18 protein-coding genes and 1 pseudogene are annotated in these 20,922 nt (G+C 40.0%); 4 read left to right on the top strand and 15 right to left on the bottom strand.

Translation table 11 applies throughout. The features are described from left to right. Positions 1 to 90 precede the first annotated feature (90 nt). Positions 91 to 225, top strand: a pseudogene (locus QQK09_RS00895) (thioredoxin-dependent thiol peroxidase); the annotation flags it as partial. A 65-nt stretch (positions 226 to 290) separates the two neighbouring features. Here QQK09_RS00895 and QQK09_RS00900 read toward each other — a convergent pair. From QQK09_RS00900 to QQK09_RS00935, 8 genes are all read right to left on the bottom strand, one after another. After that, positions 291 to 1,991 (bottom strand): polyamine aminopropyltransferase, encoded by a 1,701-nt coding sequence (locus QQK09_RS00900; RefSeq protein WP_284202221.1) that lies wholly within the window; start codon positions 1,989 to 1,991, stop codon positions 291 to 293. A gap of 77 nt (positions 1,992 to 2,068) precedes the next feature. Continuing rightward, positions 2,069 to 2,968 carry a DUF350 domain-containing protein gene (locus QQK09_RS00905; protein ID WP_284202222.1) on the bottom strand — a complete coding sequence of 300 codons (900 nt, stop codon included), beginning with the start codon at positions 2,966 to 2,968 and terminating at the stop codon, positions 2,069 to 2,071. Between the two features lie 9 nt (positions 2,969 to 2,977). Then, positions 2,978 to 3,925 carry a hypothetical protein gene (locus QQK09_RS00910; protein ID WP_284202223.1) on the bottom strand — a complete coding sequence of 316 codons (948 nt, stop codon included), beginning with the start codon at positions 3,923 to 3,925 and terminating at the stop codon, positions 2,978 to 2,980. Beyond that, positions 3,915 to 4,706 (bottom strand): 3-deoxy-manno-octulosonate cytidylyltransferase, encoded by a 792-nt coding sequence (kdsB, locus tag QQK09_RS00915; protein ID WP_284202224.1) that lies wholly within the window; start codon positions 4,704 to 4,706, stop codon positions 3,915 to 3,917. The genes QQK09_RS00910 and kdsB overlap by 11 nt, the downstream gene beginning before the upstream one ends. 3 nt (positions 4,707 to 4,709) lie before the next feature. Next, complete coding sequence (locus QQK09_RS00920; protein ID WP_348532696.1) at positions 4,710 to 4,892, bottom strand: Trm112 family protein; 183 nt, start codon at positions 4,890 to 4,892, stop codon at positions 4,710 to 4,712. Next, a complete protein-coding gene (gene lpxK / locus QQK09_RS00925) occupies positions 4,889 to 5,851 on the bottom strand; it encodes a tetraacyldisaccharide 4'-kinase (protein WP_284202225.1) in 963 nt (320 codons plus the stop codon). Before lpxK ends, QQK09_RS00920 begins: the two co-directional genes overlap by 4 nt. Next, entirely contained in the window at positions 5,851 to 7,602 is a 1,752-nt protein-coding gene (msbA, locus tag QQK09_RS00930; protein WP_284202226.1) for a lipid A ABC transporter ATP-binding protein/permease MsbA, read from the bottom strand. The genes lpxK and msbA overlap by 1 nt, the downstream gene beginning before the upstream one ends. Continuing rightward, positions 7,592 to 10,006, bottom strand: a complete 2,415-nt coding sequence (locus QQK09_RS00935; protein ID WP_284202227.1) for a DNA internalization-related competence protein ComEC/Rec2 — start codon at positions 10,004 to 10,006, stop codon at positions 7,592 to 7,594. The genes msbA and QQK09_RS00935 overlap by 11 nt, the downstream gene beginning before the upstream one ends. Before the next feature lie 51 nt (positions 10,007 to 10,057). Here QQK09_RS00935 and QQK09_RS00940 point away from each other — a divergent pair, with 51 nt between their 5' ends. Both QQK09_RS00940 and QQK09_RS00945 read left to right on the top strand, forming a co-directional pair. Next, positions 10,058 to 10,567 carry a DUF2062 domain-containing protein gene (locus QQK09_RS00940; RefSeq protein ID WP_284202228.1) on the top strand — a complete coding sequence of 170 codons (510 nt, stop codon included), beginning with the start codon at positions 10,058 to 10,060 and terminating at the stop codon, positions 10,565 to 10,567. Between the two features lie 124 nt (positions 10,568 to 10,691). Then, a complete protein-coding gene (locus QQK09_RS00945; RefSeq protein ID WP_284202229.1) occupies positions 10,692 to 11,315 on the top strand; it encodes a hypothetical protein in 624 nt (207 codons plus the stop codon). Positions 11,316 to 11,384: 69 nt separating this feature from the next. On the opposite strand, the gene QQK09_RS00950 is transcribed toward QQK09_RS00945, so the two are convergent. Beyond that, positions 11,385 to 12,530 (bottom strand): Gfo/Idh/MocA family protein, encoded by a 1,146-nt coding sequence (locus QQK09_RS00950; protein WP_284202230.1) that lies wholly within the window; start codon positions 12,528 to 12,530, stop codon positions 11,385 to 11,387. 289 nt (positions 12,531 to 12,819) lie between these two features. After that, positions 12,820 to 14,037, bottom strand: a complete 1,218-nt coding sequence (gene manD, locus QQK09_RS00955) for a D-mannonate dehydratase ManD (protein WP_284202231.1) — start codon at positions 14,035 to 14,037, stop codon at positions 12,820 to 12,822. A 190-nt stretch (positions 14,038 to 14,227) separates the two neighbouring features. Here manD and QQK09_RS00960 point away from each other — a divergent pair, with 190 nt between their 5' ends. After that, positions 14,228 to 15,238 (top strand): LacI family DNA-binding transcriptional regulator, encoded by a 1,011-nt coding sequence (locus QQK09_RS00960; RefSeq protein WP_284202232.1) that lies wholly within the window; start codon positions 14,228 to 14,230, stop codon positions 15,236 to 15,238. 65 nt (positions 15,239 to 15,303) lie between these two features. On the opposite strand, the gene aqpZ is transcribed toward QQK09_RS00960, so the two are convergent. From aqpZ to carB, 5 genes are all read right to left on the bottom strand, one after another. Further along, positions 15,304 to 15,993 (bottom strand): aquaporin Z, encoded by a 690-nt coding sequence (gene aqpZ / locus QQK09_RS00965; protein ID WP_284202233.1) that lies wholly within the window; start codon positions 15,991 to 15,993, stop codon positions 15,304 to 15,306. Positions 15,994 to 16,194: 201 nt separating this feature from the next. Continuing rightward, the gene (locus tag QQK09_RS00970) at positions 16,195 to 16,632 is read right to left on the bottom strand and encodes a DUF411 domain-containing protein (protein ID WP_284202234.1); all 438 of its coding nucleotides are present in this window, start codon (positions 16,630 to 16,632) and stop codon (positions 16,195 to 16,197) included. 58 nt (positions 16,633 to 16,690) lie between these two features. Further along, a complete protein-coding gene (locus tag QQK09_RS00975) occupies positions 16,691 to 17,020 on the bottom strand; it encodes a hypothetical protein (protein WP_284202235.1) in 330 nt (109 codons plus the stop codon). Positions 17,021 to 17,062: 42 nt separating this feature from the next. Then, complete coding sequence (locus QQK09_RS00980) at positions 17,063 to 17,569, bottom strand: DUF3087 domain-containing protein (RefSeq protein ID WP_284202236.1); 507 nt, start codon at positions 17,567 to 17,569, stop codon at positions 17,063 to 17,065. Between the two features lie 94 nt (positions 17,570 to 17,663). After that, positions 17,664 to 20,897: a carbamoyl-phosphate synthase large subunit gene (gene carB / locus QQK09_RS00985; RefSeq protein ID WP_284202237.1), complete on the bottom strand. Its 3,234-nt coding sequence runs from the start codon at positions 20,895 to 20,897 to the stop codon at positions 17,664 to 17,666. Positions 20,898 to 20,922 lie beyond the last annotated feature (25 nt).

Consider the following 20,922-nt stretch of genomic DNA (forward strand, 5'->3'; position numbering starts at 1 on the left):
GTAGATTAATTTAAAACTAACTAACTGTTAAATATAGCTTTTCATAGAAAAATCAAAAAATACATCATAATCAGTTACCAAGGGTAAAATTTTATGGGGAAAATTTACGACGGTATTCACCGCATTAGCTTTTTAATCGACGAGAATGGCACTGTTGAACATGTATTTGATAAGTTTAAAACTAAAGATCACCATCAAGTTGTTGTTGATTATCTAAAAGCTTAAGCTGATTAAATAATCTATTTCGCATAAAAAAACCAAGTCCTAATTATTGGACTTGGTTTTTAAATTTACTCCGACAACTCAGTTTCTCTTTCCCACGCTTTTTGATGGTATTGATACAACTGATTAGAACCTAGGTAGTTCACTTTTATCTTCTCTTTATCATCGTAAAAACCTTTATTGAAGGTAAATGAACCCTGCAATAGCTCCATGCTTAACCACTTCGTTGGTACTGAAATATCATCAACTCGCGATAAACGCTCACTGACACTTGCACCTTGTTTAGTAGCAATGGTCCAGCCCCACTCACCAAAAGAGGGAACGTTTTGATGATACTGCTCAACCTGTTTAAAGTTTGCTGCCTCGACTGTTTTAGCAACCGATATAAAGGCATTTTGTGCATGGAATGGTGATGTAGATTGCACCACCATTGTACCGTCACTATTTAGCATATGATTCAAACGATAATAGAAATTCACGCTGTAAAGCTTATTCAAGTCTGGATGACTTGGATCTGGTAGATCAATAATAATGCTATCAAACATCTCTTTGTTTTGTAGTAACTTATCAATTGCAATAAAAGCATCATCATTGATCACCGTGACACGAGCGTCATTAAAACTATCTCCTGTTAACTGCTCTATTTTATTGGCTAAATGATGCGGTAAGGCTTTTTCAGGCGCTTTAAACAGTTCGACTAAATATGGGTCCAGATCAATTAGCGTAACCGCCTTAGGGTTCCATTTTAAAACATCACGCAGCGCTAACCCATCACCGCCACCAATGATGAGCACATTGTCATGTTTATTGGCGCTCTGCATTGCAGGGTGGACTAGAAACTCATGATAGATATGCTCATCTAAACTTGAAAATTGTAAGCGCCCATTAATATAGAAGTTATAGATAGGCTCAAGCCCACCGCCTAACTGGCGCTCTGTAAATACTAAATTCTGATAAGGTGTTTGTGTTTGATAAACCACTTTATCGAGATACAGCATGTTTTGCATCTGCTTCTGCCAACTACCACCATATTGAAATACAGCAACAACCAACAGTGCCAATAAGCTATGCCCTAGCAATAGCCATTTAATATTACGTAGGTATTTTTTAAAGCGCATTAAGAACACAAAACCAGCCACTAAATTAAGGGTCGCTGTTAAAGCTGCTGCTTGGCTGATCTCAATTTTAAGCATAAACAACACCCAAATAGCTGCACCAACACCTGCACCAATATAATCTGCGCCGTAGATAGTGCCGGCATTATGCGCTAAATGGTGACCATAAATGGTTTCACGAATACGTGCGATCAATGGGATTTCCATCCCAATCAGAAAACCTAATATAAACGCAAAAATATAGGGTAACTGTAAGCTTATCCAACTAAATTGTGCCAGTATTCCGCCACGTGGCATCATGTCCATCGGAATCTGATAACTATCAGCAATTAACTGCGGTAAGGTCTGGCTAAAACCGATAATAGAAGCAATAAATAGCGTTGCACTACAGCCAATAAAAGCAACCACCAGCTCTAATACGACAAAGCCTTGAAAGGCATCTTTTACTTTTTTAGCAGCAAATGCACCAAGTCCCATCGAGACGATCATAATACCGATAATGGCGTAGATTACCGTCTCTACACTGCCTAAAATACGTGCCGAGTAGTGTGATAGCAGATACTCATAGATAAGCCCACAACACGCTAATGTCGCCATAATTAAGATAAGTAAACTGTCATCAATTAACAGCTTTAACTTTTTTTTGTCTTGCATTTTTACCACTTTATTTAATCCCAAAAGAAAAGGCTATCATTGATAGCCTTTTAGAATATTTATACGTTAAACAAAAATTAAGTCATTAATGCCATTAACAATAATGCGATTGAGAATGAGATGGCAAGCTCAATCGTTGCGATACCAATATTCTCTTGATCTTCAACCTCTTCACGGCGGTTAATACCCAGTAATACGATAAACTTAGCAATGGTGGTTAACACCGTTAAGCAAACCATCAATATAAGGCTCATAATCGCCCACTGACTTACACCCAACCATATATTCGCTGCATCATAATAGATAAAGTAGCTCGCCGCTGTTACTGACATCGCTGTAGAAATCAGATAACCCGAATAACGAATCGCTAACGCAATTTGCCCAGCTTCTAATGTTGCTTGGAAAGTGGTGCCATTATTATGAGAAAAGCGCCATTCAAAAATACGTGTAATCAGTACCAACATCACTTGAGAAACAATCCATGCCGATACAATCGCAATAAAGGTATTAATATCTAACCCTTCAACCCAGATTAATGAAGCACGAACGACAATCGCTGTAGCAATCACAGAAGCCGCATCAACTAGACCAACAGAGATATTACGATTTAAAATAAGCTCATGCTTGTTAAATGCCGGTAAGGCGAACTTATCATGAATATAACGACCCGCTTTAATTAAGATAAGACCTGCAAGACCATAGGCAAACATGCCAAGCAGTTCGATCGTGTAAGAACCTGCCAACTCGCCAGTTATCGCGCCACTAAGTGCGATCCCCATTGCAGCAACAGCACCTGCCATACTAATGCCGTAAGCAAAATTATCTTTACCTGATAATTCATCTTTAGTGTCGACATTACCAATAAAACCCATGGTAAAACGAATGCCACCTAATAATGCAATGGCTACTGCCATATCAATTAATAGATAAATAGCAATGTCACCGCTTTGTCCTAATGTTGTTATTAACTCATTCATATTAAAATCCTATTTTCCGCGGCGTGTGCTACGTGATGATGTCGTTTTACTGTTTCTGAAACTGCTTGCTGCTTTCGTCTGTGAACGTGTTTTTGAATAACTGGAACGCCCAGAAAACGGTGTTGATTTCTGTGCTTGGCGACTTGAATTAGACATCGCACTCGCCCCCGTTTTAGATTTAGCATAAGGACTTTGGAAGCCTCGATTATTGCCAAACTGCTTTTTAGTTTTGGTTGCTAAATCATTTTGTGATTTGGCTTGCTGTGGCGAAGTATAACGGTTTCGACCAACATCATTATAATAACTATAATCTCGACGTGACGACCATCGATCATAACGAACTGGGTTGGTGATCGCAGAAAACATTGAGTACATACCATACCAATGCCAGAACGACATTCCGCTGCTATTATTTTGCCACTGCCCGTAACCTGGGTTGCCGACTAATTGGCTACCAGCACCATTATCTTCAGCACCATTAGCCGCTAAGCTTTGCTGCTGACTAATCGCATTGATACGAGCTAATTTACCATCGGACATATCCGCGATAACATTGATAGGATCTGACAATGCATCATTAAATAGCGCGGGATCAGAGGCTTCTATTAGGGTCTCTGTCTCATAGACCTGTGCTTCAATATCACCAATGACTTGCGGCTGCTCACGCACCGTTTTTAAACGTTGAACCAGACCTTGATAAGTAGGACCATCACGTGTTGCATCACGGCTCAATTGCTCAAGTAATGGTTTAAGTTCCGGCTTGTCCGACGCTAATAAACCAGCGTACTGCTCAAGTAACATCGCATTACGAATATTTTTACCATCTAAGCTTTGCCCTAAATTATTAATAAGGTAATCAGCACTTTTAATATTGCTGTCGATACGATCCTGTCGTTCATCGCCACAGCCGCTGAGCACGAAGGCAAAACAGAATATAAGTAGTAATTTAATTTTCATTCGATTCCTTTAACTCTTCTTTTAAATAGTTAATTACACGTTGCAGATCCTCTGCAGTATCCACACCGGCAGGAGGTACTTCAATCGCTTGTTCAACATGAATTTTGAAACCATGCCATAACACACGTAACTGCTCTAGTTTCTCAAGTGATTCAAGAGGAGAAACAGCAAGCTGCGCATATTGCTTTAAAAAGCTGACACGATAAGCATAGATGCCAATATGACGTTGTAGATTACTTTTATCAACGCAGCCATTTTGTTGATTTTCAGGGCTAAAATCATCTCTATCCCAGGGAATCGTAGCGCGGCTAAAATAGAGTGCGAGGCCATTTTTATCGCTAACAACCTTGACAGCATTAATATTAAAGACGTCCTCAAATGCTGTAATCGGCGCACTTAAGGTTGCAACACTCGCTTCTTTATTTTTATGTAAATTCGTCGCGACTTGGCTAATTACCGCTGGCGGAATAAGTGGCTCATCTCCCTGCACATTAACGATAATATCACTATCTGCAAATTGATATTGTTCACATACCTCAGCTAATCTGTCAGTGCCAGACTCATGATCTGCTGAAGTCATACACACTTCAATGTTTTTCACCGCAACTAATACATCAGCAATGCGCTGATCATCGGTCGCCACAATCACCCTTGAAGCACCACTTTGTAATGCTTGTAAAGCAACACGCTCGACCATGGTTTTACCCAAAATATCAGCTAATGGTTTAGCTGGTAAACGTGTCGATTGGTAACGTGCAGGTATCACAGCAATAAATGACATCGCTTAAATCTCCTCGTCTGCTGTGATGGTTCGCGCTCGAACGGCAAGCAGTGCAGGAATCCCTTCAACGATAGGATAAGCAAGATGATCAAATTTACAGATAAGCTCGTTACTCTCTTTTTTAAAGCCTAACTTCCCTTTGCATACTGGGCAAGCGATGATATCCAAAAGCTTCACGTCGATCATTTAATATCCTTAATTTTTTGTAATAGTTGTATTTTAAAAGAATCAGGTAGTTGCGCATCAATAGGCAGATACCACCAATTTGGTAAAGCAAACTTAAGACATTTAACCGCATCTTTTTCGGTCATTAATAGGGGTAAATTAGTTTCAAACTGAGTGAAATCATCAGACTTAAATGCATGATGATCAGCAAAGGGAACCTGTTTGGCTAATTGGTAATGTTGTCCCGCTAGGGTATTAAAAAAGCGTTGCGGGTATCCAATCGCAGCACAAGCATTTACCTTAGCCATTTTAGGTAAGGAAGCGTTACGTCCATCAACGGTTTTACACGCTTGAGGCTGTAATAACATAGTAACTTCGTTATCTGCTTGTTCGCCATTATTGATAATGAAATCAACCTCTTTAAGGCGCGATAGTGGTTCTCTTAATGGCCCCATCGGCATCAGCTTTTTATTACCAAAACGACGTTTCCCATCTACCACAACAATCTCAATATCACGTGCTAATGCGTAATGTTGTAAACCATCATCGGTAATAATAATATCAACATCACACTGTTCACTCAGATGTTTGGCAGCATTAACACGTTTCGGATCAACCACAACAGGAATACCTAGACGCTTAAACAGCATCACCGGTTCATCGCCCGCTTCAGTACCTTGCGTATCACTATCAAGTAATAGCGGGTAACGTTCGCTTTTCCCACCGTAACCACGGCTGATAACACCAGGTTTATAACCCTCACGAATCAACACTTCACAGAGCCAAATAACAAAAGGTGTTTTACCGTTACCACCCACTGAAATATTACCGACCACGATCACAGGTAAGCGCGGCTCACTATTTTTAAGCGCTGATTTTTGTAATACCGTACGACGTACTTTACTAATTCCAAACAGTAATAATGAAAATGGATATAAAACCCAAGCCCACCATTGCAGAGGTTGATACCAAAATTTCATTACAGTTCACCCGATGCTTGTAGCTTATTTAAGGTGTGATATATCGCTTTTTTCTCGAGTAATTGGGCATGTGTGCCTGACTCCACCACGGCACCATTATCAACTACTAATATTTTATCTGCGTGCTCAATCGTTGAAAGGCGATGTGCAATCACAATTGAAGTACGATTTTTCTGAAGTTCGTCTAAGGCAGCTTGAATATGACGCTCAGATTCAGTATCAAGTGCAGAAGTCGCTTCATCTAAAATAAGAATCGGTGCATCACGTAGCAGTGCACGCGCAATCGCTAATCGTTGACGTTGCCCACCAGAAAGTAATGCGCCGTTTTCACCAATAATAGTATCTAAACCTTCCGGAAAACCACTAATAAACTCCATCGCATGGGCTGTTTCTGCAGCTTTAACAACATCTTCACGACTGAATTTATCGGTCGCAGCATAGGCAATATTGTTGGCGATAGTATCATTAAATAGGTGAACATTTTGTGACACCACTGCAACCTGATTGCGCAGTGAGCTTAGCGTGTAATCACTGATATCAACGCCATCTACTTTAATAGCACCTGAATCAATATCATAAAAACGTGTCAGTAGATTAGCGATCGTTGATTTCCCTGAACCAGAACGCCCTACTAATGCAAAGGTTTGCCCTGCTTTTAAATTAAAGCTGACATTATTCAGAGCGGGTTTATCTGAGCTTGGGTAGGTAAATACCACACTATTAAGTTCAATATCACCCTTAGCACGCTCTATCTCTATTGTGCCTTCATCTTTGGCAACACTTTTATCAAGCATGGTAAACAAACTTTTACTTGCCGCGATCCCTTTTTGGATCTCATTATTTACTTGGGTAATATTTTTAATCGGTTTCATTAACCCCATCATTGCACTGATAATCACCACAAATTTACCCGCAGAAAGGGTATCCATGATTTCAGGGAAGGTCGCTAAAAACAGTACAAAAGCTAATGCAAGTGATGCGATAGACTGAATAATTGGCACACTGATCGCATTGGCACTGGCCATTTTCATATTTTGAGTACGCACGGTATTGCTCACTTTATCAAACTTCGCGCTCTCAACCTGTTGCCCACCAAACATTAATACTTCTTTATGGCCCTTAAGCATCTGCTCCGAAGACGTAGTCACTAATCCCATTGCATTTTGTAAGTTTTTACCAATTTTACGAAAACGTTTACTAACAATACTAATTGCAATGCCAACAAATGGCGCGACAACAAAGAACACCATCGATAGCTGCCAGCTTTGATAGAACATCATTGCGACTAAACCAATTAGCAGTGCGCCCTCACGGAATATTTTCACTAGCGCATTACTCGCCGCATTAGAGACTTGGCTTGCATCGTAGGTAATTTTAGAGATCAGATCGCCGGTATTGGTTTTATCAAAGAAACTAATTGGTAACGCCATTAATTGTCCAAATAATTGGCGTTGTAGTTTCATTACAACATGGTTACCCACCCACGCCATGCAGTAGGAACTCAGGAAAGCAAACACACCACGAAAAGCGATAACAATCACGACAAAATATGGCATCATTTTTAAGATGGTTGGATCTTGCCCGGTTAAACCATTGTCTAACAGCGGCTGTAGTGACCAGATAAGTAGCATATCTACTGAGGCATAACCGATCATGCCAAGGATGCCAACGAATAGTGCTAGTTTGAAGTCTTTGACATAGCCTACTAGGCGTTTGAATATTAACCAGCCATCGTTTTCATTATTTGTCATCTATGTGTCCATCGAGAGGTGAAGAAGTAAGAGATTGATGATACCAATATGGGGCAAGATCTTCTCTGAATGTTTGCATTTTAATAGCTTGGGCTGTTATTTGAAAGCGAATAAGCCCACTTAAGCCACTATTTACCATTTTAACCGCCTGCTTTTGATAACGCTCTAGTACTTCATCAGCCGGAAATTTCCACTGATTCATAAACCCCGCACTAAATATCACCCAGCTTGGATTAACGGCAGCAATAAACGCTTCACTAGAGGAGTGACGACTGCCGTGATGGGGCGCTAATAAAATATCGCTACTCAGTTTTTCAGCTAACTGATTAACTAATAGTGTTTCCTGCCGCTTTTCTATATCTCCAGTTAATAATAGTGACGTTTTACTATCACTGATGCGCAATACACAGGAATTATTATTATCATTATTGGTTAGCTTAGTTGGCGATAATATTTCTACATTCAACTTGCCCAAGCGCCACTGCATACCTTGCTGACACTGCAGGAAATCTGCGTGACTTGAAAGCGGCTCACCAGACCAACGATTGGATATTATAAATTGTTGTACAAGTTGCTCTATACCGCCAGCGTGATCAATATCGCTATGGCTAATAATCAGATAATCTAACTTTTTTATACCCAATGAGACCAAATAGGGTGCGATTTCACTATCAACCATATTAAACCCCGAGGGGTATCGAGCTCCCGTATCATAGAGCAACGTTTTATTTTCACTACGAACCAATACCGATAAGCCTTGCCCAACATCAATGACATCGACAGACCACTCATCTTTGCTTGTGGCGCTAGGCAGAAATAACAGCAATAGTAATAAGCTAGCAAAAAGATAACTCAACTTACGCTGTAAGACGCCTTGAAAGTGAAGGAAAACAAGTAGTAATAAAAGCATAAAAATCACCAGTAAACGCTGCTGCTCCGCCACAGAAAACCATTGATAACTTGTCGATAAGAAATCGGTCAAATAGAAGAAGTAGATTATTAACTGATCACATAACGTAAATAGCAAAAGTGCGAGTTGCGGCGCCAGCAAGGTAGTTATCGCCGCAATTAATACCAGTGGAATGATCAGCAAAGAAAAAAGCGGCACAGCAATAAGGTTGACTACAATACTTGTGAGGCTAAGAGCGGAAAATCCGACTAATTGAATTGGTAGCATTAATAGCGTAAGCCCTACCTGCAGATATAAAAGTAATTTAAAATAACCTATTATTTTACCTTTAATCGCGCTTTTCTTATTAACAGCAGTGCTGTCATTATGATGATGACTATCACCTCCGTCACTAACTATCCTACGTATTGGAAAAGACCACAGTAACACTAAAATAATGGCCACTGCGCTGAATGACAGCCAAAGGCTAAGGCTTAACACCGCTAACGGGTCCCAAACAAGTACTACAAATAAAACCAGTAAGAAAAGATCAACCTTAGAACAGTTTCGCTTTAACGCGAAAACAGATATCGCCACCAGTAACATCAAAAAGGCACGTTGCGTGGGTAAAGAGAAACCCGCTAAATAGGCATAACCACCTGCTCCAATTAAGGCACCAATACTTATCAAGCGCATTGAAAACCAACCCATTTTTGATGATGGTAATAGGTGGGAAGAAGTAAACTGAAAAAGTAGATAAACGGCACTAAAAAACAGACCAATATGCAGACCAGAAATAGCAAATAGGTGAGATATACCGAGGTTTCTAATATGCTTTTTTTCCTCAAAAGGGATTAAGGATTTATCAGCAAAAGAGAGTGCTAACAATAAACCTTGATGCGTCAAGTTAGTCGTAGCATATTGAACTTGCTGATAAAAGTTAGCTCGGAGTGTTGTTTCTTTATTGATTGTTTGAATGTGTTGCTTAATCGCAGCCCGATAACCAATATGTTCTGAATAGGACCACTTTTGTCGATCAAATCCTGCAGGGTTAGCGCGACCATAAACGGGTTTGAAACGAGCGACAAAACGATGAATTTGCCCCGCCTGTAAAATTACCTCTGGTTTATACCAACGCATCTCAATAAGTGGCGTATAATTAAAAGAATAAGTATCAGACTCGAGTAGTTTTGCGTTAAAATAACTGCGGTTATTTTTGCTAATTAATGACACTATTTGTACAACTATGGTATGGTCTTTGCCATCTACTAACACCTCTAATCCACGTTTATTATCCGGCTGTGCTGAAGGAAATAGTTGTCCCGTTAATATTAAACTTACATAACAGGTAAAATAGAGGGCAGTAATAGGAATGACTGCTAAAATACGTAGCTGAGAAGTCAATAACAATAAAAAGCTGGCAACAGCTAATAAGACAAGGTGCTTATCAAGTAATTGAGGCCAAAATAGTGTTGAAATAAAAACAAATATTGATAGCAATAAAGCAGTGCGCATACGTTCCACCGAAAGTTATCATCCGAATTCATTTACATAAACCCTAATTATATGCCTAAAAAATTTATTCAGCGTTTCTCACCAAAACCAGAAACCTTAAAAGCTCACCCACACCTTAAGCATTTTGGTGAAATACTACAAAACCCTAACTTGTGGTATATCAATCGACGTAGTGCAGCTGGCGCGGTAGCGGTAGGGCTTTTTTGTGCGTGGATGCCAATTCCTTTCCAAATGTTTTTGGCTGCTATTTTAGCGATGATTTTTACGGTCAATCTTCCTCTTTCTGTTGCATTAGTTTGGATTTCAAACCCTATCACTATGCCGCCTCTTTTTTATGCAGCTTATCGATTAGGTGCTTACGTGTTAGATGAGCCGGTCACTCACTTTCACTTCCACCTTTCTTTTCAATGGCTTGCTGATGCATTTGAAACTATCGCCCCGCCTCTATTAACCGGGTGTTTTATTTTGGGTATCATAAGTGCTGCCTGCGGTTATCTGTTATTACGTGTATTATGGCGCTTTAATATTGCCAAGAAATGGCAACGTCGCAATAAAGATTAATCTTAGAATAAACAATAGAATTGTTAACTCAATCAAACCTTTAGCACTCCAAAATGGATTTATTAATTTTTTATATTACGCTAACTTTATGTTATTTAAAAAATCAATAAGAATGGAGTAAGCCATGTTTCAAACAAAGCATTTCCTCACCGTGGTGACTCTATCTGCAATAACTTTACCTACCTTTGCAACGCCCGCACCTATTGACGATTTTATTGCACTCAGTGCCTATTTAGGGGGGCGCTACAGTGAAGACCTAAAGGATAGTGATACAGGGGAAAAGGCTGATATTGGCAATAACTTCTCACAAGCTCTCGCACTCTCTTGGTACTACGATCGTAATAAAGAGGGTGAACTGCTATACAGTAATTCTAAACAAGATTTAAGTATTTCAGGGAAAGATATTAATACTGATATCTATATCAGTTATCTACATTTTGGTGGGCGCATAAACTTTGTTAATGAGGGACCTTTATCAACTAGCTTTGGTTTAGGAATCGGGGCTACTTTTTTCATTCCCGATGACAGCCAGTACGACAATGATGTTGCCCTTTCCGGCAATATTACTGGCGGGGTACGTTATGCATTAAACCAACATTGGGCGATTAAAGCTGATTTACGTGTTTACGGCACCGTGTTAAATAACAATAGCAGCCTGTTTTGCAGTAATAATACCTGTCTTATTGAACTAGATGGGGATATCTACGTACAAACAGAGCTAATGGCAGGCATTGAATATAAATTTTAATGTTTATGTATCAAAGCACCGTTGAACTTTACAATTTGAAAATTCAACAGTACTTAGCTTACACTCAAATTACAGCTTACTCACATCTGTCCAATTATCATTGCTACGAATAATGTCGATAATTTTTTGGTAGCGACAACCATCCTCAAAGGTTTGGTAAGGTTCAACTTGCTCACCGTTAATATCTTTTACAAACTGGATAGCAAGGTGAGTCCAACTACGTTGTGTATCATCGGCAATGTTTGGTAATGAAGATGCAATATCCTCTGGAAGTGTAACTTCTTGCCACTGTGCCCCTTTATTCCCATGACTAAAGAGATATAATGGCCCTGCTCCATAATGGCCTTTAATGTAAATTGAGCCTTCGCTACCATGAAAAATAATATGATCATCATGGAATCGAGGTGTTAACCCGCCATGTTTAAATAACACAGAAACAGGCTGCGTAGTTTCCCGTTCAGCCTCTAATTGCGCTAATACCGTATAGGACCATTCAACGTCACTTTTTTTCCACTCAAGTGTCGGATCATTAATATCTTCAGGAATAAAATTACGTCTTTCCATAAAGTTATGCACACCATCAACAACTGGCGCCGATCCCATATCATCCCTGACTTCACCGTTTATAGAGATAATTTTCTCACCAATAACCGAGGTAACAATCGATAGTAGATGAGTAAAGTTATTATTCAATCGCCCACCTCCCGCTTCAGCGCTGTGTGACCAACCGAATGGAATATATCTATCAAGATTAAAGTGTGAAATACACTCCACCTCAGTAGGCATGCCAATTGCCCCCTGCGCAACTAAACGCTTAGCGTGCATAATTTCTGGCATATATCTGAAGCTTGAAGCAAAGGCCGTTTTTACCTTGTGTTTAAGTGACATTTGATAAATTTCTTCAGCTGTTTCACCGCTTTGTGTTAATGGTTTATCACAGAACACATTGCAGCCAAACTCAATCGCTTGCTTAATCGCTTCAACATGTGCACCACCTGGCGTTGCAATAGAAACGATATCAGGTTTACAGGTTTGCAGCGCAGTTAACCAATCAGTGCCTGAATAAGGAATGTTTAATTCAGCGGCAACCTCTTTAACGACGGAGTCGGTTCGTCCAACGATACCAACAACCTCAGCGCCGGCATCTCTAAACGCAAGTGCATGCCCTTTACCCGCAAATCCAGTCCCATAAACTAATACCGTTTTATTACTCATTACTTTTCCTTTAATTATTATAAATTTTGCTTACCATTGTGCTTGTCATTTTATTTATACCGATTACATTAATTATGTGACCTAAATTTTGCGCAGGAAAAATAGCTTAATTCAAGGCGTAAGTTGACGCCTTTCGAGAGATTAACTACGTTAATCCTCTATCGGAGAATTAAATAAATGACTTTAATTCTTTATGGTTGTTCCCTTTGCGAAACTTACAACGAAGAAGTAAGTTATTTTAACCAGTAAAATAGATCAGCTATTTACTGTAATTGGTATTACCACTTTATTACCAATGCCAAAGCGTACCGTCTTCTAATCGACTAACAGGCAGGTATGAACGTTTATAAACATATTCTTCTGCTGCTACCTCATCAAACTCGATGCCTAAACCAGGTTTGTCAGAGACATAAATCATTCCGTTTTCTAAGTACATTTCATGTTTGAATATTTTAAGAGTTTCTTCATTTCCCATTCCAACATACTCTTGAATACCGAAGTTAGGTGTTGATATATTCAAATGCATATGGGCAACAAAACAGATCGGAGATAGATCTGGTGCGCCATGCGGTGCCGTTTTAACATTAAAAACACTCGCAAAATCAGCAATACGTTTCATCGCAGTAATGCCACCGGCATGGGTAGCGGCAACGCGGATATAATCGATTAATTGATTTTGTAGCAGATCCTTACAGTCCCAGAGAGTATTGTAGGTTTCTCCGAGTGCTAACGGCGTCGTAGTATGATGACGAATCAGTTTGTAGTTTTCTTGGTTTTCAGCAATCGACGGATCTTCTAAAAACAATAAGTTGTACTTCTCTAACATCTTACCGAGCTTAGCTGACTCAATCGGTGTCAATCGGCTATGTACATCATGAGTAAACTCGATTTCGTAACCAAAGCGTGCACGTGCTTGCTCAAACAGATCTTCAACCATATTAAAGTATTTGCTGGTTGACCACGTTTGCTCGGGTGGTAAAGGTCGATTGCCTTGTAGTTCAAAATAGTCTTTTTTATCGCCCAACACACCATAGGTTTCTGTTAAACCAGGCACCGCACATTGCAGTCTGACCACTTTAAACCCTTGTTCGATACACTCCGCGACTTTATCTAACGTATCCGAGATTGTTTCACCATTCGCATGCGCATAAACGGTGACACCTGTGCGGCTTTTCCCGCCTAATAATTGATAAAGTGGCAACCCAGCAACTTTACCTTTAATGTCCCATAACGCCATATCGATAGCAGCAATAGCGGCCATTGTAATAGGTCCACGGCGCCAATAAACACCGCGGTATAAGTAGTGCCAGATATCTTCAATATCGTGTGCATCACGCCCAATTAAACAGGGAACAACATGCTCTTCTAGGTAAGTAACCACCGCCATTTCACGCCCATTAACCGTTGCATCACCTAAACCATAAACACCATCTTCAGTAATGACTTTAACCGTTACAAAATTGCGCCCAGGGCAACTCACAAATATTTTAATATCTTTAATTTTCATTATTTAAATTCCATTCATTCAAGGGATACTTAACCTAAAAACACTATCTAAGATGATAACTTGTTGTATTTATGTGATCTTACCAACCAACTAAATCGATTTACTAAACCGGTTTAGTTGATTAAATTACGCCAATTGCATAAAATGTCAACAATCGAAAATGGACTGGGTTAACAAAAATAATAATACGATGAAAAAAACTAAAATAGTTGATGTCGCAGAGCATGCTGGTGTTTCAAAAAGCACGGTTTCGCAGTTTTTAAATGGTCGTTTGAATTACATGTCAGAGCAGACACGTGCACGCATTGAGTTAGCGATAAAGGAGCTTGATTATGTGCCAAACCCCATCGCTCGTAGTCTAAAAACTGATACGACAAAAACCATTGGTGTGATTGTGCGCGATCTCAGCGGTTATGATACAAGTCGGGTATTACGAGGTATTGATGACTTCTGCAAAGAAAATAATTACGATGTATTGATATACAACACTGATTTTAATGAGGAAATAGAGGCAAGAGCACTTCATAGCTTAAAGCGTTTACGTGTGGATGGGATTATTATCACCTCTTCAGGAAAAAACTTGGATCTGATAACTCAATATACCGAGTCCAACCTCCCCTTAGTGCAATTTCAATTGGAATACCCAAAGTGCGATACCAATATTGTCATTTCAGATTATCGTAAAGCCGCATTCGAAGCGACGGAGTACTTGATTAAGTTGGGTCATAAAAGGATTTGCTTTATTACCCAAGAGTTTGAGGGTATTCGATCTCGTGACGAGCGTTACCAAGGATATCGAGAAGCACTGGATAAATACGCTATCAACAAAGAGGCGCAGCTTATTCAATATTGGGATAGGACTAACGGTTTTGATGTCCCGTTATCAGAAATAATAGCTCCTCCTTGTGCACCAACGGCTATTTTCTCACAGCATCTGGCGATAACTATTGATGTCATTAAAGGGATAAAAGACCTTAATGTAGAAATACCCAATGATATTTCACTGCTTGGGTTTGATGAAATACCGATGGTGGAACACTTTAAAGTGCCCATCACAGTGATCAAACAAAATCCCTATAAAGTTGGCTTAGAGTCAGCAAAACTACTATTAGAGAACATCAGTAAAGTCGCACAACCAATACAAAAAATAACCATCGAGTGTGAATTGATAGAAAGGGATTCATGCGCAAAGTTAAATTAACAAAAGAAAGGAAGATGGGTATAACGGGTAACGCATAAGTAGCACTAACCCGTTAATCTTGAATACTATTCTTCAAACCATTTATAAACAATGCCCGCTAAAATAGCACCGATAATCGGCGCCACCCAGAATAACCATAACTGCGAAATAGCCCAGTCTCCTTGGAAAATAGCGACGGCAGTACTTCGTGCAGGGTTCACAGAGGTATTAGTGACAGGAATACTGATTAAGTGAATCAGTGTTAACCCTAAACCAATCGCAATCGGGGCAAAACCTACTGGTGCCCGTTTATCCGTTGCGCCTAAAATAATAATGAGGAACATAAAGGTCATCACGATCTCAGTCGTTAATGCCGCAACTAAACCATATCCATCCGGAGAGTGCTCTCCATAACCATTAGATGCAAAACCTGCTGCTGCATCAAAACCCATCTTTCCACTCGCGATGAGGTATAAAATAGCAGCCCCTGCAATCCCTCCAAGCACTTGCGCGATGATGTAAGGAACTAACTCTGCTTTAGAAAATCGCCCACCAATGAATAACCCTACAGAGACAGCAGGGTTGAGGTGACACCCGGAGATATGACCAATTGCGTAAGCCATGGTTAACACCGTCAAACCAAATGCCAATGCTACCCCCACAAAGCCAATACCTAATTCAGGATAACCTGCAGCTAATACAGCACTACCACAGCCCCCCAATACCAACCAAAATGTACCAATAAATTCAGCGCCAAGTTTTTTATTTAATTGCATTTTTCTTCCTTAAAAATATTAATTTTAAAATGAATATTAAAATTATTTAATCGATAACAATGAATATGGTCAAACATCAACTAAAAGGCAATTAAATAAGGGAAATGTCGAGCCAGCATGGTAAATATCGTAGGAGTTTTGAATGTGGAGCGTTGAATAAAATGAAAAGAGAGTAGCGCATCACTGCGCTACTTTGAGTGACTATTTTACATTGTACTGATTATAAACTCGTTTAGTTCCATCTTTCTCAAATGCAATCACTTGGTAAGGATCACTATTACCTGGCACATCCATCCCCGGTGATGAAGCAGGCATTCCAGGAACAGCAAGTCCTGCTATCATCGGTTTCTCACGTAATAGACGCTTGATATCAGCAACAGGTACATGCCCCTCAATCGCATAACCTTCGACAACAGCTGTGTGGCATGAAGTTATCTCAGGACTGATAGCATGCTGTTGACGCAATAGATTATTATCAGCTTGCTCTACAATTGTGACATTAAAACCAGCCTCCTCTACCTGCTCCGCCCAAGCGGTACAACAACCACAATAGGGCGATTTATACACAGTTAAGTCTGTAGCAAGCGCAGCTGTACTAAAAAATGAAAGCGTTAATAGTAGGGTTTTCAATTTATTCATAGGTAACTCCTTTAGAGCGTCTAATTTTTAATGGTTAATATCGTTTTATAACTAAAAGTTAAACAATGGGAGGACGGTAATGGATTTTTTTACTACCAGCTAAAGGTTGGTGAGTATATTCAAAATAATCTTTTGCTTGAGTCATTATAGCAACTGCTAGCAATGAGCATGTTTCACTATGAAAAAAGGAGATCGTAGAGGTTAAACAACATGACACCTCAGCGACAGATTCAACTGCCCCACTACATTGGTCATTATTCATTAAAGAACAATGTACCGATTTATACGTTAGGTGATCATTTGATTTATGTTGTATGTTACTTTCCCCAGAAACAGAGAGTGTTAATAGCAGCATACAAAGCGATACAACATAAGCTATATTTTTCATAATGATAAACCTAAACTATTCCCATAGGGTAAGGTCAAGTCACTAGAATGATTTCAATAGGTTACTGTTATATTTTGTGATGTCGATGCTGATATCATATTTCGCTAGCAACTGTTCTAATTCCGCCTGACTTTTATCAAGGCTTGCTAAGGTGATGGTATTATCGTCAAGCAACCATAGTTGACGCGATCCGCTATAACTAAACTGCAAGGCAAGCAGCGCATTTGGGTCACCCATTTTTGCTGCACTTTGCAGTTTACGCACTTTACGAGTAATTAAATTAAGCGCCTTTTTTAATTCCAACACATAAACCACTTCAACTAAAAATGGATGTTGTCTTTTACTTTTGAACACCACTAAGATAATTAACGCCGTAACAATCACGCCCAACAAATTCCAATGAAAATGGGTTCCCTCTGCGGCAGGGAAAACAGCGATCAGTAATTGTGCAATGCCCAAACTACCTAGTAGTAAAAAACTGATACAAGCCCCCATGACAATATTAAAGTGGCGGCGGTAGCGGGTTTTATCAATCTCAATTAGTAACATACTATTCCTTTATTAAAGTAGCAGTGAAAAAAAAGGCTACCTAATTACTTAGATAGCCTTTCATCATAAACTGTTTTACTAGCTTATCATTTAATTACTTTACGATACGGCGATGTAACTCTTGTACAGAGTTAACTGTTGCTTCATCTGCAGTTGGGTCAGCAGTATGTGCCTGACACGTTGCAAATGCACCGTTTAATGTCGTTGTGTAGTTAACTTTGTAACGTAATGCAGCACGACGTAGCTGACGAGAGTCTTCAATCGCAACACGACCTTCCGTAGTATTAACAATGTATTTGTACTCAGAGTTTTTAATACGGTCAAGAATGTGCGGACGACCTTCGTGTACTTTGTTTACAAGACGCGCATTAATACCCGCTTCTTGTAAGATGATCATCGTACCGTGCGTTGCATCAATCTCGAAACCTAACTCAAGTAAGTTCTTAGCTAGTTTTGCAACACGCTTCTTATCGCTGTTACGAACAGAAAGTAGTGCACGACCAATTTCAGGTACTTCTTTAGTAGAACCCAATTCTGCTTTTGCATAGGCTTCTGCGAATGTATCACCCGCTCCCATCACTTCGCCCGTTGAGCGCATTTCAGGACCTAAGATAGGATCTGAACCAGGGAATTTATTAAACGGTAATACTACTTCTTTAACAGAATAGTATGGTGGGATAACTTCTTTAGTCACGCCAAGTTCTTTCAGCGTTTTACCCGCCATCACACTTGCGCCGATTTTAGCAATTGGCACACTTGTCGCTTTAGATACAAACGGCACTGTACGTGCTGCACGAGGGTTTACTTCAATCATGTAAACTTCGTTATCTTTAACAGCAAGCTGTGTATTCATCAGACCAACAACACCTAATTCAAGTGCGAGTGCTTTGATGTAACCACGCATTTCGTCTTGGATTTCAGCGCTTAATGTGTACGCAGGTAAAGAACATGCTGAGTCACCTGAGTGAACGCCCGCTTGTTCGATGTGCTCCATGATGCCACCGATAACAACATCAGTACCGTCACAGATTGCATCGATATCAACTTCGATTGCATCATCTAGGAAACGGTCAAGAAGAACAGGTGATTCGTTAGAAACGCTTACCGCTTCTTTAAAGTAACGACGTAAATCAACTTCGTCATATACGATTTCCATCGCACGACCACCTAGCACGTACGAAGGACGTACTACTAACGGATAACCGATACGCTTAGCAGATTCAACCGCTTGCTCAGTGGTTGTTACTGTGTCATTTTCTGGTTGCTTAAGACCAAGACGCTCAACAACTTGTTGGAAACGTTCACGGTCTTCTGCGCGGTCAATTGCTTCAGGCGAAGTACCGATGATTGGCACACCAGCAGCTTCTAGAGCACGTGCTAATTTAAGTGGTGTTTGGCCACCGTATTGCACGATAACGCCCTTAGGCTTCTCAACACGTACGATTTCAAGTACGTCTTCTAATGTAATTGATTCGAAGTATAAACGATCCGAAGTATCGTAATCGGTAGAAACCGTTTCAGGGTTACAGTTAACCATGATTGTTTCATAACCATCTTCACGCATTGCTTGCGCTGCATGTACACAACAGTAATCGAATTCAATACCTTGACCAATACGGTTAGGACCACCACCGATAATCATGATTTTTTCATTATCAGTTGGGTTCGCTTCACACTCTTCATCGTAGGTAGAGTACATGTAAGCAGTATCAGATGAGAACTCAGCAGCACAGGTATCAACACGTTTGTATACTGGGTGTAGGTTAAATTTCTCACGTAATTTACGTACTTCAGTTTCAGAAATACCCACTACAGATGCAATACGGCTATCGGCAAAACCTTTACGCTTAAGGCGTTTAAGTGTTGCATTATCAAGAGAGCGTAAACCGCCTTCTGCTAGTTTCTTCTCTTCTAAGATTAAATCTTCGATTTGCACAAGGAACCAGTTATCGATCATAGTGATGTTATGGATTTCATCCATTGTCATGCCTAAACGGAATGCATCACCGATGTACCAAATACGTTCAGCGCCTGCTTCACGTAGTTCGTATAATACTTTTTCTTTTGCAGCAACAGGATCTGCCAAGTCAACCATTGGGCTAAAACCGTCAGCGCCAACTTCAAGACCACGTAGTGCTTTTTGAAGTGATTCTTGTTGGTTACGACCAATCGCCATTACTTCACCCACAGATTTCATCTGTGTAGTCAGACGGTTGTTTGAGTTAGCAAACTTCTCGAAGTTAAAACGAGGAATCTTAGTTACAACGTAATCGATAGTTGGTTCGAACGATGCAGGTGTTTTACCGCCAGTAATATCGTTTTGTAACTCATCTAATGTGTAACCGATTGCTAATTTAGCAGCGATTTTAGCAATTGGGAAACCCGTTGCTTTTGATGCTAATGCAGATGAACGTGATACACGCGGATTCATCTCGATTAATACCATACGGCCGTCAGCAGGGTTAATACCAAACTGTACGTTTGAACCACCTGTTTCAACACCGATTTCACGTAGTACAGCTAAAGAAGCATTACGCATTAATTGGTATTCTTTATCTGTTAACGTTTGTGCTGGTGCAACGGTAATTGAGTCACCCGTATGAATACCCATTGGGTCAAAGTTTTCAATCGCACAAACAATGATACAGTTATCATTTTTGTCGCGAACCACTTCCATTTCATACTCTTTCCAACCGATTAATGATTCATCGATCAATAATTCGCTTGTTGGTGAAAGGTCTAAGCCGTTTGAACAAATATCGTCAAACTCTTCTTTGTTGTATGCGATACCGCCACCTGTACCACCCATCGTGAACGATGGACGTATGATACAAGGGAAACCAACCATGTCTAAAACGCCGTACGCTTCATCCATGTTGTGTGCGATACCAGCACGTGGACATTCAAGTCCAATTTTTTTCATTGCTGTATCAAAACGACTACGGTCTTCTGCTTTATCAATTGCGTCAGCAGTTGCGCCAATCATTTCAACATTGTATTTAGCTAAAATGCCTTTTTCTTCAAGCTCTAGTGCACAGTTAAGCGCCGTTTGGCCGCCCATTGTTGGTAATACTGCACATGGACGCTCTTTAGCGATGATTTTCTCTACCACTTCCCAATGAATTGGCTCGATGTATGTTGCATCAGCCATATCTGGGTCAGTCATAATCGTTGCAGGGTTAGAGTTAACCAATACAACACGGTAGCCTTCTTCTTTTAGGGCTTTACAAGCTTGTGCGCCTGAGTAGTCAAACTCACAGGCTTGGCCGATAACAATCGGTCCAGCACCAATAATTAGGATGGTGTTTAAGTCATTACGTTTTGGCATCTGAAATTTACCTTTCTATTGCGAT

Origin of the sequence: Psychromonas marina (genome assembly GCF_030161115.1) — a bacterium.
In the GTDB taxonomy this organism is placed as follows: domain Bacteria; phylum Pseudomonadota; class Gammaproteobacteria; order Enterobacterales; family Psychromonadaceae; genus Psychromonas; species Psychromonas marina.

What these genes read in the sequence shown, in the direction of transcription:
- QQK09_RS00900 (WP_284202221.1), bottom strand. Translation starts at nt 1,991, where the DNA reads ATGCAAGACAAAAAAAAGTTAAAGCTGTTAATTGATGACAGTTTACTT.
- QQK09_RS00905 (WP_284202222.1), bottom strand. Translation starts at nt 2,968, where the DNA reads ATGAATGAGTTAATAACAACATTAGGACAAAGCGGTGACATTGCTATT.
- QQK09_RS00910 (WP_284202223.1), bottom strand. Translation starts at nt 3,925, where the DNA reads ATGAAAATTAAATTACTACTTATATTCTGTTTTGCCTTCGTGCTCAGC.
- kdsB (WP_284202224.1), bottom strand. Translation starts at nt 4,706, where the DNA reads ATGTCATTTATTGCTGTGATACCTGCACGTTACCAATCGACACGTTTA.
- QQK09_RS00920 (WP_348532696.1), bottom strand. Translation starts at nt 4,892, where the DNA reads ATGATCGACGTGAAGCTTTTGGATATCATCGCTTGCCCAGTATGCAAA.
- lpxK (WP_284202225.1), bottom strand. Translation starts at nt 5,851, where the DNA reads ATGAAATTTTGGTATCAACCTCTGCAATGGTGGGCTTGGGTTTTATAT.
- msbA (WP_284202226.1), bottom strand. Translation starts at nt 7,602, where the DNA reads ATGACAAATAATGAAAACGATGGCTGGTTAATATTCAAACGCCTAGTA.
- QQK09_RS00935 (WP_284202227.1), bottom strand. Translation starts at nt 10,006, where the DNA reads ATGCGCACTGCTTTATTGCTATCAATATTTGTTTTTATTTCAACACTA.
- QQK09_RS00940 (WP_284202228.1), top strand. Translation starts at nt 10,058, where the DNA reads ATGCCTAAAAAATTTATTCAGCGTTTCTCACCAAAACCAGAAACCTTA.
- QQK09_RS00945 (WP_284202229.1), top strand. Translation starts at nt 10,692, where the DNA reads ATGTTTCAAACAAAGCATTTCCTCACCGTGGTGACTCTATCTGCAATA.
- QQK09_RS00950 (WP_284202230.1), bottom strand. Translation starts at nt 12,530, where the DNA reads ATGAGTAATAAAACGGTATTAGTTTATGGGACTGGATTTGCGGGTAAA.
- manD (WP_284202231.1), bottom strand. Translation starts at nt 14,037, where the DNA reads ATGAAAATTAAAGATATTAAAATATTTGTGAGTTGCCCTGGGCGCAAT.
- QQK09_RS00960 (WP_284202232.1), top strand. Translation starts at nt 14,228, where the DNA reads ATGAAAAAAACTAAAATAGTTGATGTCGCAGAGCATGCTGGTGTTTCA.
- aqpZ (WP_284202233.1), bottom strand. Translation starts at nt 15,993, where the DNA reads ATGCAATTAAATAAAAAACTTGGCGCTGAATTTATTGGTACATTTTGG.
- QQK09_RS00970 (WP_284202234.1), bottom strand. Translation starts at nt 16,632, where the DNA reads ATGAATAAATTGAAAACCCTACTATTAACGCTTTCATTTTTTAGTACA.
- QQK09_RS00975 (WP_284202235.1), bottom strand. Translation starts at nt 17,020, where the DNA reads ATGAAAAATATAGCTTATGTTGTATCGCTTTGTATGCTGCTATTAACA.
- QQK09_RS00980 (WP_284202236.1), bottom strand. Translation starts at nt 17,569, where the DNA reads ATGTTACTAATTGAGATTGATAAAACCCGCTACCGCCGCCACTTTAAT.
- carB (WP_284202237.1), bottom strand. Translation starts at nt 20,897, where the DNA reads ATGCCAAAACGTAATGACTTAAACACCATCCTAATTATTGGTGCTGGA.